This window comes from Bacillus sp. FSL W8-0102, assembly GCF_038007225.1.
Classification (GTDB): Bacteria; Bacillota; Bacilli; order Bacillales; family DSM-4216; genus Bacillus_O; species Bacillus_O smithii.
In genome coordinates this window covers 3,737,778-3,755,543 of record NZ_JBBOWT010000001.1, presented here as the reverse complement: position 1 = coordinate 3,755,543, position 17,766 = coordinate 3,737,778, and the positions used below count along the sequence as shown (strand labels likewise).

The following is a 17,766-nucleotide window of genomic DNA, read 5'->3' as shown; positions in this document are numbered from 1 at the left end:
GCCGTCCCCTCCTTAGGGCATGATCAACTTTTATAAATTCATATAGCATCATTTTAGTAGAATTTATAATTATGCATATTATGCAAAGTGGATAATTATATAATAGTGATATAAATAGCTTTTCGACAAAATCCGCAATATGTGGATAAATTTTTTGCAAGGTTGTGGAATAAACTTTCCACAGGTTATTCACAGTTGTGGATAAGTAAGTTTATCCCGAAAAGCTATCCAGAGTAAAAACACATTAATAATAGCAGATAATGTTAGTCGTTGCAATGACTTTCTCTATTTATCCACAATTTCAAAAAGGTGTGCAAAAACGGTTTTCCACAAGCGGGGGACGTGTTTAAAACTTGTCAATATTCCATGTGGATAAGAAAAAAACTGTCGAAAGATATCCACAAATCTATTCAGAAGCTGTTTTGAATATGAAAAAGATTTTTTTGCTAGAATGATAGAACTTTCTATTTGGATGAATCTCAAATCCATTTCACACAGACGTATGGAAAATAATTGATTGTTTCACCGGACGTTGATCGATGCTTTTTGGAAACAAGTTGACAATGATACCGTAAGATCTTTATAATGAATTAGACTGTCTTTTACTGTTGACTAACCGATCCTCAGGGAGGTGTAATAAAAAAATGAAAAGAACATATCAACCGAATAAACGGAGAAGAAGCAAAGTTCATGGTTTTCGTAAACGCATGAGCACGAAAAACGGACGAAAAGTATTGGCACGCCGTCGTAGCAAAGGAAGAAAAGTATTGTCTGCATAGGCCACTGAAAACCTCAGTGGTCTTTTTTCGCTTTAGGGCAAATAGATGCTAAAGGAAAAGCGTCTGTAAAGGATCAAATAGGTGGATGAGAAAAATGAAGAAAGCTTTTCGGATCAAGAAAAATAAAGAATTTCAAATGGTGTTTAAAGGCGGAAATTCAGTGGCAAACCGTCAGTTTGTTTTGTACTATTTTCCAAAAGAGCAGAAGGTGCCCTTTCGGATCGGGTTATCCGTCAGTAAAAAAGTAGGGAAAGCGGTCATTAGAAATCGGATTAAACGATACATAAGGCAAACATTCACTGACTTGAAAGAGGATATTAAACCTGGGTTCGACTTTGTGGTGATTGCAAGAAAGCCTACGGCGGAAATGGATTTTCATGAAACCAAAAAAAGTTTGCTTCATGTCTTAAAAAAAGCGAAGGTTTTAAACAAGAATTCAAGTGAATGTTAGTCCTAAAGTAGGATGGCAGACATCCATTGATTGATAAAGGTATGCCTTGCTGACTTTTTCGTGCTGTTCATTTTTCAGACAGAGGTCTGTTTTTTTGCGGAAGAATCAGCTTAGAGAATGACAGTCAGGTACAGGAAGAAAAATATGAAAGAATATACGGTGATCGGACAAATCGTTAAAGAAGCCGTGCAAGCAGTTTTTGGCGCGATTGAGAGTGAAACGGGACGCCGTTGAATAAGGAGTTTTGCAGAAAGCGAAAAAAGGGATTTCGCTGATAGAACCAATCATCTAAAGGGAGATCGTCCATTTTCGCTTGTATGATGACTCATTCAGAATAAGCGGAACGCCATCTCTTTGTCGTCATTTCTCTCAAATAAAAGAAAATTTTCCCCGTTCCGTCTCCAAAAATCGGGTGGAAATTAGATATTTTGAGCGTGAAAAAGAGGCTCTAATTTCAAGAAAAGTTCATAACTGTATAATATAGGAAAATTTTAAGTATAAATTTGTTAATTTCTATAAACGAAAAACACAAGCTAGAAGGCTTGTGTCGTTTTTTTGTGAAAGTTTTCTCCTTATCTCTCATTTCAATCCTTTCTCTTTCCCGCTCACTTAATTCTCTTCGTTTTACTTTGAAAACTTTCTTTTCCTCCGAAGATATTCACATGTTTATAATGCCCCTGTTCGAAGGTCGATCTGATTATTGTTATTCACATGTGAATAAGTTAAAATAATACCATTATCCGTTTATACTGTGGATATTTTTTGATACACTTATGGGTAGAAAATCATAAAATGAGATCTGAACCAAGCCTTGACAAAAAGCAAGGTTCTTTTTTTGAAATACCTTATGTGGTAACCTAATAATTTAGAGGATTTAAAACCAATCCAATTTATTTATATAGATCAAAAGTTTGAGACGAAAAGAGGTGAGTCGATATGGATATCGACACGATTGCAGCTATTTCGACACCGCTTGGGGAGGGAGCGATCGCGATCGTTCGTTTAAGCGGCCCCGATGCTGTTTCTATTGCTGATCGAGTGTTTCACAGCCCCAATGGAAAAAAATTGGCGGACGTTCCTACCCATACGATCCATTACGGACAACTGCATGATCCACAAACCGGAAATGTTGTCGAAGAAGTAATGGTATCGGTCATGAGGGCTCCCAAAACGTTTACAAGGGAAGACGTGGTGGAAATTAACTGCCACGGAGGCCTTGTTTCGGTGAATCGTGTATTGCAGCTAGTACTAAATTCGGGAGCCCGGATGGCAGAACCGGGTGAATTTACAAAAAGAGCCTTTTTAAATGGACGTATTGACTTGTCGCAGGCAGAAGCAGTGATGGATTTAATCCGCGCCAAAACCGATAAAGCGATGAATGTGGCTCTTAATCAAATAGAAGGACGCCTTTCCAAGCTGATCCGTAAACTTCGTCAGGAAATTTTAGAAGTGCTCGCTCACGTGGAAGTGAATATTGACTATCCGGAATATGATGACGTGGAAGAAATGACCCACGAGCTGCTTTTGAAAAAATCTTTATACGTCAAACAAGAAATTGAAAAACTGTTACGGACGTCTCAGCAAGGAAAAATTTTAAGAGAAGGATTGTCAACGGTTATTATTGGCCGGCCGAATGTAGGAAAATCATCGCTGTTGAATGCTCTTGTTCATGAAAATAAAGCGATCGTCACCAATATTCCGGGAACAACGCGCGATGTAATTGAGGAATATGTAAATGTAAGAGGCGTGCCTCTTCGATTAGTGGATACAGCGGGGATCCGGGAAACGGAAGATATCGTCGAACGTATAGGGGTAGAACGGTCGCGGCAAGTACTAAAAGAAGCAGATTTAATTCTACTCGTATTAAATTATTCAGAAGAGCTGACGCCGGAAGATGAAAAATTGTTTGAAGCGGCAAAAGGAATGGACGTCATTGTCATCGTCAACAAAACCGATCTTCCCCAAAAAATTGATATGGAACGGGTACAGAAACTGGCAAACAACCATAAGATCGTAACGACATCTCTGTTGGAAGAACAAGGAATTGATGAATTGGAGGAGGCGATTGCTTCACTATTTTTCGAGGGGTCGATCGAATCGCAGGACGCTACTTATGTATCCAACAGTCGCCATATCGCTTTGCTGAACCAAGCGCTTAATGCGATCAATGATGCGATTGCAGGAGTGGAAGCGTCTATGCCGGTCGACATGGTGCAAATCGACTTAACAAGAACGTGGGAATTGCTCGGTGAAATCATTGGGGATAGCGTCCATGAAAGTTTAATCAATCAGCTGTTTTCACAATTCTGTCTTGGAAAATAATGATCAGTACTTTTTAGAGGAGGAATATTACGATGCAGCAATATGAAGCAGGCCAATATGATGTCATTGTCGTCGGTGCCGGACATGCTGGAGTCGAAGCAGGCCTGGCTGCTGCCAGAATGGGTGCCAAGACGTTAATGATTACCATCAACTTGGATATGATCGCATTTATGCCTTGCAACCCGTCAATCGGCGGGCCGGCAAAAGGAATTGTTGTCCGCGAAATTGACGCATTGGGCGGGGAAATGGGAAAAAATATTGATAAAACCTATATCCAAATGAGAATGTTAAATACAGGTAAAGGTCCGGCCGTCCGTGCGCTAAGAGCGCAAGCGGATAAAGTTTTATATCAGCGGGAAATGAAAAAAACGCTGGAAAACGAACCGAATTTAACATTAGTTCAAGGAATGGTTGAAAAATTAATTGTCGAAAATGATGAATGTAAAGGGGTTATAACAAAAACAGGTGCGGTGTATCGTTCAAAAACAGTCGTTTTAACGACCGGAACCTATTTGCGCGGGGAAATTATCATCGGAGACTTGAAATATTCGAGTGGTCCGAATAATCAACAACCTTCGATAGGCCTTGCTGAGCATTTAAAAGAACTTGGATTTGACATTGTTCGATTTAAAACGGGTACACCACCGCGCGTCAATAGCAAAACTATCGATTACAGCAAAACGGAAATTCAACCGGGCGATGAAGAACCAAGAGCTTTCAGTTATGAAACGACCAAATTTATCACCGACCAGCTCCCTTGCTGGCTGACATATACCAATGAGGAAACACACAAAATCATTAATGCCAACTTGGACCGGTCTCCAATGTATTCCGGTATGATTAAAGGGACTGGACCGCGTTATTGTCCGTCCATTGAAGATAAAGTCGTTCGTTTCCATGACAAACCACGTCATCAAATTTTCTTGGAACCGGAAGGACGAAATACAGAGGAAGTATATGTTCAAGGTTTGTCTACGAGTCTGCCGGAAGATGTGCAACATCGTATTTTGCAAACTATCCCCGGTCTTGAAAAAGCACAATTAATGCGTGCTGGCTATGCCATCGAATATGATGCGATCGTGCCAACACAACTGTGGCCAACTCTAGAAACGAAAAAAATTAAGAATTTGTATACTGCCGGTCAAATTAATGGAACATCCGGCTATGAAGAAGCAGCTGGACAAGGGATTATGGCAGGTATTAATGCAGCATGTCGGGTTCTTGGAAAAGAAGAAGTGATTTTAAGCAGATCCGATGCTTATATTGGAGTGCTTATCGACGACTTGGTGACAAAAGGAACGAACGAACCGTATCGTTTGCTGACATCGCGGGCTGAATACCGCTTGCTGCTCCGTCATGATAATGCCGATCTTCGTTTAACGGAAATTGGCTACAAGCTTGGACTAATTAAAGAAGAACGCTATCAAGCCTTTTTAAATAAAAAGCAAGACATTGAAAATGAAATGAAACGGCTGAAATCCACTATCATCAAGCCGAATGAAGAGGTTCAGCAGCTGATTTCAGAAGCAGGAGGAAGCCCGCTTAAGGATGGGATCCGAGCTTCAGACTTGCTGAAAAGACCGGAAATGACATATGACCATATCAAAAAAATCGTTCCGGCCGAAAAAGAGTTAAGCCCGGAAGTCGAAGAACAAGTTGAAATTCAGATTAAATATGAAGGATATATTCAAAAATCGCTGCAGCAAGTTGATAAGTTGAAAAAAATGGAAAATAAAAAGATTCCGGAAGATATTGATTATGATGCCATCAACGGTCTTGCCACAGAAGCTCGACAAAAATTAAAAAAAGTGCGGCCGTTGTCGATTGCTCAAGCGTCACGTATTTCCGGCGTCAATCCGGCGGATATTTCCATTTTGCTTGTTTATATTGAACAAGGAAAAATTGCACGCATCGCTAATTAAAATGAATATGGATCGGATCATTTTCCCGGAAGCGTCAAGCTGAACGAATGCGTTAGCATGTGGGAGAAAAGTTCCGTGAAAGACACTGCAATAGGTTTTTTTCAAAAAATGTCCCCCACTTTTTGTCGATTTGAACAAGTGGGGGATGACTGCCTATAAGTGAGAGAATCAAAATAGGGAATGATGAAGTCATGAACATTGATCAATTTCAAGAAAAACTTAAAGAAAAAGGAATTATATTGACTTCTTTTCAGCTTGAGCAATTCGAACGCTATTACGAAATGCTTGTGGACTGGAACGAGCGAATGAATTTGACTGCCATAACCGATCGGGAAGAAGTCTATTTAAAACATTTTTATGATTCGATTTCCGCTGCTTTTTATTACGATTTTCGCAAAGAATGGTCGGTATGTGACGTGGGAGCGGGGGCCGGTTTTCCAAGCATTCCTTTAAAAATCGTATTTCCATCGTTAAAAATAACCATTGTCGATTCTTTAAAAAAACGAATTACCTTTTTGGAGGAATTAGCCAAAACATTGAAATTGGAAAATACGTCCTTTTACCATGACCGCGCAGAAAGTTTTGGACAAAAGAAAGAGCATCGCGAGCATTACGATGTGGTCACGGCTAGAGCCGTTGCCAGAATGTCGGTGTTGAGCGAACTGTGTTTGCCGCTTGTGAAAGAAAATGGAGCCTTTTTGGCGATGAAAGCTGCCCATGCCCAAGAAGAACTGCGTGCGGCTGAAAAAGCCATCTCCACTTTGGGAGGCAAAATCAAAGAAATTGGATCGTTTCTGTTGCCGTACGAACAAAGCGAAAGAAATATTATCTGGATTGAAAAAGTAAAACAAACGCCTAAAAAATATCCGCGCAAGCCTGGAGTGCCTAATAAAATGCCGTTGGAATAACGTTCCATAATAAGGAGAAAAAAGTTATTATAGAGAGGGAAAAGTCCGGACCGTCAAAATATTTTCCGGGAAATATATAAAAATATGTCGAAAGAAGATTACTGAAAAACACGAATTGACCATTGGTATGGCAGGAACTTGTCGTCAAGATAAAGAATATGTAATAAGGGAGTTTCCTAAAGGTGGTGGAGGACGATGAAGCATCCTTTCTCTCGTTTTTTTGGTTTGGGTGAAAAAGAAGTTGATGAAACGCAAGAAATAACGAGTGAGAGAGAAGAAGTAAAACACATCCCCATATCCCAAATTATCCCCAATCGTTTTCAGCCGAGAACGATTTTTGATGATGAAAAAATAATAGAATTATCGAGAACAATTCATACGCATGGGATTATTCAGCCGATTGTTGTCAGGGAATTTGAGCAAGGAAAATATGAAATCATTGCTGGCGAGAGACGTTGGCGGGCTGTCCAGAAATTAGGATGGGAAACGGTACCGGCTATTATAAAGAATTTAAATGATACGGAAACAGCTTCTGTGGCCTTAATCGAAAACTTACAGAGGGAAGAGCTTTCACCCATAGAAGAGGCAATGGCTTACGGCAAGCTGTTAGAGCTTCATAATTTAACTCAAGAGGCTTTAGCTCAAAGGCTGGGAAAAGGCCAATCCACTGTGGCCAATAAGCTTCGTCTCCTAAAACTGCCTCAAGAAATCCAAGAGTCTTTATTGAAAAAAAACATTACAGAAAGACATGCGAGGGCGCTCATTCCTCTCAAAGATCCTGAAAAACAAATTCAGCTGTTGAATGAAATTATCGAGAAAAATTTGAATGTCAAACAAACCGAAGAACGAGTTGCCAAAATGTTAGACAAAACACCGGCAAAACCGAAACCGAGAAAAAAAGCAATCAGCAAAGATATGAGAATTGCGGTTAATACGATCAGACAGTCCCTTACCATGGTTGCAAAAAGTGGAATCAAGCTGGATTCAGAAGAAAAAGATTTAGGAGAGTTTTATCAAATTACTATTCGAATCCCGAAGAAAAAATCATAGATTACGTGAGTGAGAAGCATTAAATTTCATAAATGTTTCTCACTTTTTCATGGACTTTTCACGTTTGTCTTCATTGCATCGATTCAACCAGTCTCCTCCTAATCTTTCTCCCTCTTAAATAAACAAAAAATTTTGATTTTAAAAATTAATTTAGATTTAAGAATCTTTTATGAAAAGTAAGTTTCGCTTTATTCTATCGTGGTTAAATCTGCACTGTACTTTAACACAGCCTTTGATAAAATAGATTACATAATTGGTAGAGCAAAAGGTAGGTGAAAACCGTGGGCAAGGTCATAGCAATTGCAAATCAAAAAGGAGGAGTGGGGAAAACAACGACATCCGTCAATTTGGGCGCTTGTCTTGCTTACATAGGAAAAAAGGTTCTGCTCGTAGATATCGATCCTCAAGGAAATGCAACGAGCGGTGCCGGTATTGAAAAGGGAGAAATTCAGCAATGCATTTATGATGTTTTAGTTGATGATGCTGATATAGCCAAAATAGTGAACCCGACCGCTGTTGAAAATTTGTATGTTGTTCCGGCAACGATCAATCTTGCAGGTGCTGAGATTGAGTTAGTCCCCACTATTTCCCGGGAAGTGCGATTGAAAAGCGCATTGGATAAAATCAAGCATGAATATGATTTCATTATTATAGATTGTCCCCCTTCATTAGGTTTATTAACGATTAATGCATTGGCAGCAGCTGATTCCGTGATTATTCCCGTTCAATGCGAATATTATGCTCTCGAGGGGCTGAGCCAACTTTTAAATACCGTTCGTCTTGTCCAAAAACATTTAAACCATGATCTTACTATTGACGGTGTTCTTCTTACCATGCTGGATGCTCGGACGAATCTGGGTATTCAAGTCATTGAAGAAGTCAAAAAATATTTTCAGGATAAAGTCTATCGAACGATCATTCCCCGCAATGTCCGGCTGAGTGAAGCGCCTAGCCATGGGAAGCCTATTATTCTTTATGATCCCAAATCAAGGGGAGCAGATGTTTATTTAGATTTTGCCAAGGAGGTGGCCATGAATGGCTAAGGGACTCGGGAAAGGAATAGACGCCCTATTTAAAAATTTGGAACCGGCCAATGAAGAAGTCATCAAAGAAGTAAAATTGAAAGAACTGCGCCCTAATCCTTATCAGCCACGGAAAATTTTCCATAAAGAAAAAATTAAAGAATTAGAGCAATCCATAGCAGAACATGGAGTGCTGCAGCCGTTGATTGTCAGAAAGAGTATAAAAGGATATGAGATTGTTGCAGGGGAAAGACGTTTTCGGGCAGCAAAAGAAGCGGGATTGGAAAAAGTCCCGGTGATTGTACGAGAAATGAAAGATGAGCAAATGATGGAACTGGCTGTTCTTGAAAACCTGCAGCGGGAGGATTTAACACCTATTGAAGAAGCAGCCGCCTATCAAATGCTAATGGATAAACTTGGTTTAACTCAGGAAGAATTAGCGAATAGATTAGGAAAAAGCCGTCCACATATAGCCAATCATCTTCGTCTTCTTTCACTCCCACCTGAAATTCAAACTTATATTTCGGACGGGAAAATTTCCATGGGACATGGGAGAGCGTTGCTGGGGTTAAAGAAAAAAGAAAAGCTGCCTTATTTAGTCGAAAAAGTGTTGAAAGAACATCTCAATGTCCGTCAGCTTGAAAAATTAATTCAGCAATTAAATGAAAATGTTTCACGTGAAACAAAAAAGAAAAAAGAAGAAAAAGATGTCTTTCTGAAAGAGCAAGAAAGCATTTTACGAGATCGACTGGGAACCAATGTGGTGATTCGTCAAGGAAAAAATAAAGAAAAGGGAAAAATCGAGATTGAATTTTTTTCAAAAGAGGATTTAAATCGAATCCTTCAGCTGCTCGATCAGCAAGAAAGATAAAAAACCATCCAACGATGGTTTATTTTTTGGGCTTTGTTTTAAATTGAGATTTCCTATGAATTCTTATCGATATCATCGAAAATGCAAGATGAATGCCGCTTCAAGTTTGTAACAACTTCGGAAGTATTGGAGGAAATTGGTATGGTGCTTTTGGGCTCGTTGGTTAATGGATTGAGCATTTTAGCCGGCTCGATTATAGGAAAATTTTTACACAATATACCGGAAGGCATTAAAAATGCGGTAATGCATGCGATCGGATTGGCTGTATTAGTGCTTGGTCTGCAAATGGGATTGAAGAGCGAAAATTTTTTGGCCGTTGTGATCAGTTTAGTTGTCGGTGTTGTCATCGGAGAATGGATGGCGTTGGAAGACAAATTAAATCAGTTAGGCATATGGATCGAAAGAAAAATAGGCAATCATTCAAACCGTAGTGGGAGCATTTCTGAAGGATTTGTGACCGCTACGCTCATTTTTGTTATTGGCGCCATGGGCATTGTTGGTGCTTTAGACAGCGGTATAAGGGGAAATCATCAAGTGCTGTTTACGAAGTCCATTCTGGATGGATTTACGGCGCTTATTTTAAGCTCCACTCTCGGAATGGGAGTTTTATTTTCGGCTATACCTGTTTTTCTATATGAAGGTTTGATCGCTTTGTTTGCCACACAAATTAACCATTTCGTCCCAAAAGAAATGATAGATTCCTTTATTACCGATATGACATCGGTTGGAGGAATTATGATCTTTGCGATTGGCTTAAACGTTCTTGGGTTAACGAAAATCAAAGTGGCCAATTTTTTGCCGAGCCTTGTGGTGACGGCCATTCTTGTCATTTTTTACTATTTTGTTTGATAACTGCTAATGATATGATCATAGTAAAGTGGGCAGTCAGTATTTTTATGGGAGCTGTTGCCTTTCTTTCAGTTCCAATGGATAGAAAGATTTTTTGACGGGATAAAGGTAGGACGCCTCTAAAATGCCTCGCGATATGATTTTGGCCATTTTCATCACTAAATTTAAACGGGTATTTTGAAGAACAAAAAACTCCATGAATCCGCTGACGTTCACGATGCCAGTTAAATGGGCATCGCCTACAGGGGGCAGATCTTTTTGAACACCCGCTCCAGGTTTGACGGGCCCTAGATCGATTTGGATACATCCAATGCTTTTTAAGCGGCCCAGGCATGCGTCGATTCCAATAATAAACGGATTGTCAAAAGTGCTGTGTACTTTATGTAATTTTTCCTGTAAATTTACCGCATGAACCGGATCGTCCAACGTTCCCAAAACATGAAAAGAAGAAAGCTGTTTTTCTTCCAGCAATGTCCCAACTAAAGGCCCTAATGAATCGCCAGTGGACCGATCGGTTCCGATACATATGAATACGATCGGCCGATTTTGTTTAGGCAGAAGCGAGACAAGTTGTTTTGAAATGATTTGGACGGCGTTTTCATCTTCATAGTGAATTTTTACAGGCTCTATTTTCTTGTCCAGCCAATTTTTTATATTCATTTATACCGCTCCCTTCCGGATGTATTATAGTATACGGATAAACCAATTTTTCTATACGTGGGAATGCACAATATTGCCAAAATATCTATCTGCAATATCCGTTGCTGGATAAAAAAGGAATGTTCGTTTAAAAAATGGATCTATGTTTTCGTTAAATGATAACCAAAAGGGGGGACCGACTTGAAAACTTGGGATAGATTGATTGAGCGGTTATGGGAAAGATTGACCAATGAAGATTTATGGCTGTCCATTGGTGAAGGAGCGCTGAAAATCACCGTAACGATATTGCTGGCAGCTATTGTGATTCGAATCGGAAAAGTGATGATCCGTAATATCTTTAAATTGCGTGCGAAATCACCTTTAAACTTTTCGGAAAGAAGGGAAAACACCTTATTAAGGCTACTGGAAAATGTTCTTACCTATGTGGTGTATTTTATCGCTTTTGTTAATATACTGTCGATTATGACATTTGATATAAAAGGTTTGATCGCGGGTGCTGGAGTGGTTGGTCTGGCTGTTGGTTTTGGAGCGCAAAGTTTAGTTAAAGATGTCATTACGGGATTTTTTATTATTTTTGAGGATCAATTCTCAGTAGGCGACTATATCCGTATTGGCAAATATGAAGGATATGTGGAAGAAATCGGGTTGCGGACGACAAAAATCAAAAGCTGGACAGGAGAGCTTCATATTTTACCTAATGGCAGTATAACGGAAGTGACGAACTTTTCTTTGCACAACAGTTTAGCGATTGTCGACGTTACCGTTGCTTATGAAGAAAATATTGAGGAAGTGGAGCGGACGATTGAAGAGCTCTTAAAGACTCTTCCCGATAAATACGAAGAGTTAGTTGCCCCTCCACAGCTGCTTGGCATCCAAAACATGGGGGCAACGGAAGTAGTATTGAGAATTGTTGCCGAAACAACGCCCATGAATCATATGTATATTGCCCGGATGATAAGAAAAGAAGTAAAATTGTGTCTAGATGAAAAAGGCATCGAAATCCCATTTCCGCGTCTTGTCATGTATTCTCGTGAAGAAAAAGAAAGCATGATTGGAAAAAAAGACACGGAGACGAGTTAGGAGGGTGATCGTGTATGGACACCAAAACTTTTCAGCTGCATGATATTGTAGAAATGAAAAAGCAGCATCCATGTGGAACGAACCGTTGGCAAATCATCCGAATGGGGATGGACATCCGCATAAAATGCCAGGGCTGCGGTCATAGTGTGTTGATTCCAAGAAAAGAGTTTGTGAAAAAAATGAAAAGGGTATTGGAATCAGCTGATCAGGAAAACTAGACGAAAATGAGGCCATTTTCAGAGGGGCTGTCCCCTCTATTAAAATTGGCCTCTTATTTGTCCATTGAGAAAATGGAGAAATCTTACAATCTTTGGTGAGAACCACTCAGGTCTTTTTCTTTGTCAAAAAAGTTTTCCTTTGCCACTAAGCTGTTTTGTAATGTTTCCACGATATGAAAATGGTTTGTCATTTGAGATGCTTCTTGAATCACAAAAAAGACTATCTCTTGATGACAAAGGCGTTCACTCTTTTTCATTGGAAGTGTTCGGAACAGGATTAAAAGAGTTGCCAAGACGCGGTTCTTGTCATTTTTCTTTCTTATCTCTATAATTGGAAAAGGTTTTATTGTAGACTGATAATTTTTTATTCTTTTTTCAAGAGGAAAGTGGCTCATTTATAAATATCCTTTTCTTTGTTGCAGCCGTTTTTAGAAAGCAGAACAATTATGGATGAAAGTTATATAAATAGAGGAGTGACTATTTATGGCTTTAACAGCCGGAATTGTCGGCTTGCCGAATGTTGGAAAATCTACCTTATTTAATGCGATTACAAAGGCGGGAGCTGAATCAGCGAACTATCCATTTTGTACGATTGATCCCAATGTAGGAATGGTGGAAGTTCCGGATCAACGTCTTAATCGATTGGCAGAGATCGTTCATCCCAAAAAAATCGTTCCGACCACTTTTGAATTCACAGATATTGCCGGAATTGTAAAAGGTGCCAGCAAAGGGGAAGGATTAGGAAATAAATTTCTTTCCCATATTCGCCAAGTGGATGCGATTTGTCATGTCGTAAGATGTTTTGCCGATGAAAATATTACCCATGTTGCTGGAAAAGTAGATCCGATTGCCGATATAGAAACGATCAATTTAGAATTAATTTTGGCGGACTTGGAAACAGTTGAAAAGCGAATTGGAAAAGTGGAAAAGATCGCGAAGCAAAAAGATAAAGCAGCTATGGCTGAATTTGAAGTGTTGAGCAAATTAAAAGAAGCCTTTGAAGCGGAAAAACCGGCTCGTACGGTAGAATTCACCGAAGAACAAGAAAAACTTGTGAAAGGTTTCCAATTGTTAACGATGAAACCGGTTCTTTATGTCGCCAATGTAGGAGAAGACGATGCAGCGGACGCCTCCAACAACCAATATGTACAGCAAGTACGTGAATTTGCAGAAAAAGACAATGCTGAAGTCATCGTGGTATGTGCAAAGATTGAGGAAGAGATCGCCGAATTGGAGGATGAAGAAAAAGCGATGTTCCTTCAAGAACTAGGCATCGAAGAATCAGGGCTTGATCAATTGATTCGCGCTGCTTATCATTTGCTCGGTTTGGCGACGTATTTTACGGCGGGTGAGCCGGAAGTGCGTGCTTGGACGTTTAAAAAAGGAATGAAAGCACCGGAATGCGCCGGTATTATCCATTCGGATTTTGAACGAGGATTTATCCGGGCGGAAGTGGTTTCTTATGAAGACTTAATCGAAGCAGGTTCTATGGTTGGGGCCCGCGAAGCCGGCAAAGTGCGACTGGAAGGAAAAGATTATGTCGTGCAGGATGGAGATGTCATTCATTTCCGTTTCAACGTATAATGAAGTTGATGGGAAAATCCGCTGTGTTTTTAGCGGATTTTTTTCTTTTCAGTGTATGTTAAGGAAACAAATTATTTTGTAACAGTTGAAAATACAAGATTCAGTTGAAAAGCGATCTTTTTTTCAGATTTTAAAAAATAATCAGGAACATTCGTTCTGTTTATGGTATAATAAACAAGACAATGATAGATACACATTACCATCGTTTTTTTATACTGCACAACATTTATGGGAAATTGCTTTTTCGTTAAAACTATGGTATACTATCAACTTGTGAGTAATGAAAGATTATTACTCCTTGCTCTTTTTACTAAAAGAGCCGTATAGACCATGAGGAGGTGAAAGAATGATGAGAAAGTACGAATTAATGTACATTATCCGCCCAAATGTTGATGATGAAACGAAAAAATCAATCGTAGAACGTTTTGACAACATTTTGTCTTCCAACGGAGCGGAAATCATCGATTCGAAAGAGTGGGGAAAACGTCGTTTAGCTTACGAAATTAACGACTTCCGCGAAGGAATTTACCACATTGTTCATGTAAATTCTAATCCGGAAGCTGTTCAAGAATTCGATCGCTTAGCTAAAATCAGCGACGATATCATTCGCCACATCGTTGTTAGAGAAGAAGAATAATCGGATGAATTTTTGTAATCTCGATCATATATGTTTCACGTGAAACACGTGTAAAAAAGGAGGTTGATTCTGATGATGAACCGTGTCGTTTTAGTCGGTCGGTTAACAAGGGATCCTGAGCTTCGGTATACACCGAATGGAGTGGCAGTTGCAACTTTTACTCTCGCTGTCAATCGTAATTATACGAATCAACAGGGTGAAAGAGAAGCGGATTTTATTAATTGTGTCGTATGGCGACGACCTGCTGAAAATGTGGCAAACTATTTGAAAAAAGGTAGCTTAGCTGGTGTGGATGGCCGTTTGCAAACACGAAACTATGAAGCGCAAGACGGAAGACGTGTATACGTGACGGAAGTGTTAGCCGAAAGCGTTCAATTTTTGGAACCACGCAGCGCTTCTTCTAATACAGCCGACCGCAGCGGTGAATTGGGAGTATATGGTGGCCAAAAACCTCAGGATTTTCCTTTTAGCCCTAATCAGAATCAACGTAGAAACGATGATTATACACGTGTGGATGAAGATCCGTTTGCCAATGACGGACAACAAATTGATATTTCTGATGATGATCTCCCATTTTAAAGAAATTTGGACAAAGGAGGGAATAACATGGCTGGACGCAGAGGCGGACGTAGACGTCGGAAAGTGTGCTATTTCACAGCAAATGGAATTACGCACATCGACTATAAAGATGTAGATCTTTTGAAAAAGTTCATTTCTGAACGTGGAAAAATCCTTCCACGTCGTGTAACGGGAACGAGTGCTAAATATCAACGGCAATTAACTCGTGCCATCAAACGGGCACGTCAAATGGCACTTCTGCCATATGTAGCGGAAGATAAATAAGGTTTTCTTAGTAAGCAGCAGGGAATGGAATCCTTGCTGCTTTTGCTTATTTGTAAAATAAGCGCCATCTGTTTAATAGGATGAAATCTGTGTTTCTTCTGCACATTTCATAAAACAGAGCGATTTCAACAGTCTGCCAAGAATATTGAATCATCGTGATATGAAAGCTAAAATGGTAAGTGATGAACTTAAGCAACTTACCATGACATAGAGAGGTGTTTTTGTGAAAAATACGCGAATATTAACGGAAGGAGCGATGATGCTCGCTCTCTATGCAGTCCTGTTACTCATCACTCTTTACATACCGGTACTTTGGATTGCATCAAGCTTTTTTCTTATATTGCCGTTTTTCATATACAGCGCAAAATACCCTGCCAAAAACTCAGTCATGCTCATCATTGCAGCCATTATCATATCTATGATAACGGGAAATATTGCCGCTGTTTCGATTGGGTTTGCCTATGGAACAACAGGCGCGGCGATGGGTTATTTTCTTTATCGAAAAAAAGGGAAGTTCTCTGTTTATATGGCGGGAAGTTTGGTCTTTTTGGCCAATACGATCATTCAATACGTGGTCGCTGTTCTTTTCTTCCATTTTAATTTTATTGATGATTCCATGAAAATGTTGAGAGAATCGTTTGAGCGATCCGTTCATATGATGGATCAACTGGGAGAGCCCGTTCCTGACAAAGCAATGGAGCAATTCGAATTTGGCATGGACTATTTCCGTGCTCTTGTGCCAAGTATATTTGTCGTTTCTTCGTTTGTCATGGTTTTCCTGTTTACAGTCATCCATTTTCCGATTTTGAAAAGATTAGGGGTTGAGGTTCCCTCTTGGAAGCCTATCCGTGAATGGCAAATGCCGAAAAGCGTATTATGGTATTATATCATCGTTTTAATCGCAGCCATTATCTTTGTTCCTGAAAATGGGAGTATGTGGTATATCCTGAATCCGTGATGAATTGAAATCGACTTTGATTTTGTTGTAATTTTGATGGATTGATAATCCATAAAACCCTTTTTATGCTTATGACCTATGTCATCTCTATTTCCGAAAATGGAACCAATCTCTTTTTTAGGTATACGAACCAAAAAAATAGACAAAAAAGCACAGGGAGTGACGTTGGACATTAGTGCCCGAACATTCGTTCGTTATCTTGCCTCTCTCCATTTCTGATAGACGTTCAGTAGGGGCTCGCTATAGCCACTCCTTCGCGTCAGTTTCATCCAGATCTGTCGTGATCGACGGACGAGTCGCCCTGCCATCGTGATCACCGTCTGAATAATCGTCTTGATGCGGCGGCGTTTCACTTTGTGGTGCAACGGATGTCTCGGATCGCTTAATAGATCTTGTCCAATCAGACGAAGAAGATTGTAAACGAAGGCTCCCATGACCAACACGAGCGCATTCGTTTTCATCTTCCCAGATGGAAGCCGCTCTAAATCTAAGTCGCTCTTCAGTTCGCTATGAAACTGTTCGCATGTCGCATGGTCATGATACAACGCGAGCACATCGCTCATTCGAACATGCTCGTATCCTTTGAGCCGCACCCAATAGCTTTCCACTTCATAATCAGGAACGAGCATCAGCTGTCCATTGCGTTCCATCGTCCGTTCCGTCACTTGGGTGACTTGAACGTACGTATACGTGTTTCCATCGATCGCTGCCTTCTGTGGAAGGCATAGCTCATAGGTTTGTACTCCTTCGCTTTGTCCATCATCGACACGTTTGCCCTTTTGCGAAGCGATCTGGAACCAAAGCGCTTTCGATTCTCGGCGTAAGTTTCGCTTGATGACAAAGTCCACGTCTTCCTTTAGGCATACGTGCACATTCGCTTCTGCATCGTTTCCTGCATCCATGCGAACAAGCAGACGAGATGAAGTCAGTTGACGAGCTCGACGGATAGCGGTGACTAAAAACGAGGGCATGTTGTCTTGCACATGTTGTTTCCCTGGACGCAACTCGGCATGAACGAGATACCCTTCCTTCCCTGCATACGCAAACAACGGTGTAAAACCGTCAAATCCTTTATACGTTCGACTGACTCCTTCTTTTTTCGTATCGGAGTTGTCAAATGGGGAACCATCTATATCAAGGGGAAGCCATGTCGTCTTTCCTTTGGTCCAACAAGGGGACAAAGTGGCATGTCGTTGAATCAACAGACGTATGGACTCCTCCCAAAGAATCGTTTCGGTCATCGGAAGACAAGCGAGCTGATCGAGTCGTTGTCGCAAGGTTGGAGAGGAAGGCACGTGCTGAATCCCCATCGATGCCGAAAAGATATCGTCCTGACGATACGCTTCGATATGATCGAAATCCGTTTTTCCTGTGGCAAGCAAGCCAATCATCGAGCGAATGACATCGCTATGGGAAATGTGCACTTCTCGACGAACCGTTGGAAGCCGAAGTGCGTTTACCCGTTTATCCAGTTTCGTTCGATGGAGTAAGTAGCCAACGAGAGCAAGCCCAGCACTTGGGGTAATCGCTTCATCTGTCAATACAAACCGAATCGGGAAATCTTTCATCACATCACCTACTTGATGAAGAATCGTCAACGTCGTTTTTCCTT

At 40.3% G+C, this 17,766-nt stretch carries 19 protein-coding genes; 16 read left to right on the top strand and 3 right to left on the bottom strand.

Features of this window, described 5'->3' with window-relative positions:
- The first annotated feature begins 644 nt into the window (after positions 1-644).
- The 9 genes from rpmH to N1I87_RS17775 all read left to right on the top strand — a co-directional run bounded on the left by rpmH (position 645) and on the right by N1I87_RS17775 (position 10,174).
- On the top strand, positions 645-779 hold the full coding sequence (rpmH, locus tag N1I87_RS17815; RefSeq protein ID WP_003353423.1) for a 50S ribosomal protein L34: 135 nt from the start codon (positions 645-647) through the stop codon (positions 777-779).
- 94 nt (positions 780-873) lie between these two features.
- Positions 874-1,230: a ribonuclease P protein component gene (gene rnpA / locus N1I87_RS17810; protein WP_327804240.1), complete on the top strand. Its 357-nt coding sequence runs from the start codon at positions 874-876 to the stop codon at positions 1,228-1,230.
- Positions 1,231-2,172: 942 nt separating this feature from the next.
- Positions 2,173-3,552: a tRNA uridine-5-carboxymethylaminomethyl(34) synthesis GTPase MnmE gene (gene mnmE / locus N1I87_RS17805; protein WP_187118544.1), complete on the top strand. Its 1,380-nt coding sequence runs from the start codon at positions 2,173-2,175 to the stop codon at positions 3,550-3,552.
- Positions 3,553-3,584: 32 nt separating this feature from the next.
- A complete protein-coding gene (gene mnmG, locus N1I87_RS17800; protein WP_003353427.1) occupies positions 3,585-5,474 on the top strand; it encodes a tRNA uridine-5-carboxymethylaminomethyl(34) synthesis enzyme MnmG in 1,890 nt (629 codons plus the stop codon).
- Positions 5,475-5,665: 191 nt separating this feature from the next.
- Complete coding sequence (rsmG, locus tag N1I87_RS17795; protein WP_048624335.1) at positions 5,666-6,382, top strand: 16S rRNA (guanine(527)-N(7))-methyltransferase RsmG; 717 nt, start codon at positions 5,666-5,668, stop codon at positions 6,380-6,382.
- Positions 6,383-6,577: 195 nt separating this feature from the next.
- Complete coding sequence (gene noc, locus N1I87_RS17790; protein ID WP_048624334.1) at positions 6,578-7,432, top strand: nucleoid occlusion protein; 855 nt, start codon at positions 6,578-6,580, stop codon at positions 7,430-7,432.
- A 281-nt stretch (positions 7,433-7,713) separates the two neighbouring features.
- A complete protein-coding gene (locus N1I87_RS17785; RefSeq protein WP_003353431.1) occupies positions 7,714-8,475 on the top strand; it encodes a ParA family protein in 762 nt (253 codons plus the stop codon).
- On the top strand, positions 8,468-9,325 hold the full coding sequence (locus tag N1I87_RS17780; RefSeq protein ID WP_327804246.1) for a ParB/RepB/Spo0J family partition protein: 858 nt from the start codon (positions 8,468-8,470) through the stop codon (positions 9,323-9,325). Before N1I87_RS17785 ends, N1I87_RS17780 begins: the two co-directional genes overlap by 8 nt.
- A gap of 141 nt (positions 9,326-9,466) precedes the next feature.
- Positions 9,467-10,174, top strand: a complete 708-nt coding sequence (locus N1I87_RS17775; RefSeq protein WP_341030449.1) for a DUF554 domain-containing protein — start codon at positions 9,467-9,469, stop codon at positions 10,172-10,174.
- A 45-nt stretch (positions 10,175-10,219) separates the two neighbouring features.
- Here the strand turns inward: N1I87_RS17775 and yyaC are convergent, their stop codons facing one another.
- Complete coding sequence (gene yyaC, locus N1I87_RS17770; protein ID WP_327797419.1) at positions 10,220-10,834, bottom strand: spore protease YyaC; 615 nt, start codon at positions 10,832-10,834, stop codon at positions 10,220-10,222.
- Between the two features lie 180 nt (positions 10,835-11,014).
- On the opposite strand from yyaC, the gene N1I87_RS17765 reads away from it, so the two are divergent.
- Entirely contained in the window at positions 11,015-11,914 is a 900-nt protein-coding gene (locus tag N1I87_RS17765) for a mechanosensitive ion channel family protein (protein ID WP_341103224.1), read from the top strand.
- 14 nt (positions 11,915-11,928) lie between these two features.
- Positions 11,929-12,132, top strand: a complete 204-nt coding sequence (locus tag N1I87_RS17760; RefSeq protein WP_003353436.1) for a DUF951 domain-containing protein — start codon at positions 11,929-11,931, stop codon at positions 12,130-12,132.
- Positions 12,133-12,215: 83 nt separating this feature from the next.
- Here the strand turns inward: N1I87_RS17760 and N1I87_RS17755 are convergent, their stop codons facing one another.
- Positions 12,216-12,527, bottom strand: coding sequence for a hypothetical protein (locus tag N1I87_RS17755; protein ID WP_341103222.1), 312 nt, complete (start codon positions 12,525-12,527; stop codon positions 12,216-12,218).
- An 88-nt stretch (positions 12,528-12,615) separates the two neighbouring features.
- Here N1I87_RS17755 and ychF point away from each other — a divergent pair, with 88 nt between their 5' ends.
- The 5 genes from ychF (at position 12,616) to N1I87_RS17730 (ending at position 16,154) form a co-directional block, all read left to right on the top strand.
- A complete protein-coding gene (ychF, locus tag N1I87_RS17750; protein ID WP_048624328.1) occupies positions 12,616-13,716 on the top strand; it encodes a redox-regulated ATPase YchF in 1,101 nt (366 codons plus the stop codon).
- A 349-nt stretch (positions 13,717-14,065) separates the two neighbouring features.
- Complete coding sequence (rpsF, locus tag N1I87_RS17745) at positions 14,066-14,353, top strand: 30S ribosomal protein S6 (RefSeq protein ID WP_003353439.1); 288 nt, start codon at positions 14,066-14,068, stop codon at positions 14,351-14,353.
- Between the two features lie 72 nt (positions 14,354-14,425).
- Positions 14,426-14,932, top strand: a complete 507-nt coding sequence (ssb, locus tag N1I87_RS17740) for a single-stranded DNA-binding protein (RefSeq protein WP_327797418.1) — start codon at positions 14,426-14,428, stop codon at positions 14,930-14,932.
- A gap of 27 nt (positions 14,933-14,959) precedes the next feature.
- Positions 14,960-15,196 (top strand): 30S ribosomal protein S18, encoded by a 237-nt coding sequence (gene rpsR / locus N1I87_RS17735; protein WP_003353442.1) that lies wholly within the window; start codon positions 14,960-14,962, stop codon positions 15,194-15,196.
- A gap of 223 nt (positions 15,197-15,419) precedes the next feature.
- Complete coding sequence (locus tag N1I87_RS17730) at positions 15,420-16,154, top strand: YybS family protein (protein WP_341103219.1); 735 nt, start codon at positions 15,420-15,422, stop codon at positions 16,152-16,154.
- A gap of 194 nt (positions 16,155-16,348) precedes the next feature.
- Here N1I87_RS17730 and N1I87_RS17725 read toward each other — a convergent pair whose 3' ends face one another.
- A complete protein-coding gene (locus N1I87_RS17725) occupies positions 16,349-17,722 on the bottom strand; it encodes an IS1380-like element ISGsp2 family transposase (protein ID WP_044899598.1) in 1,374 nt (457 codons plus the stop codon).
- Between the last annotated feature and the right edge of the window lie 44 nt (positions 17,723-17,766).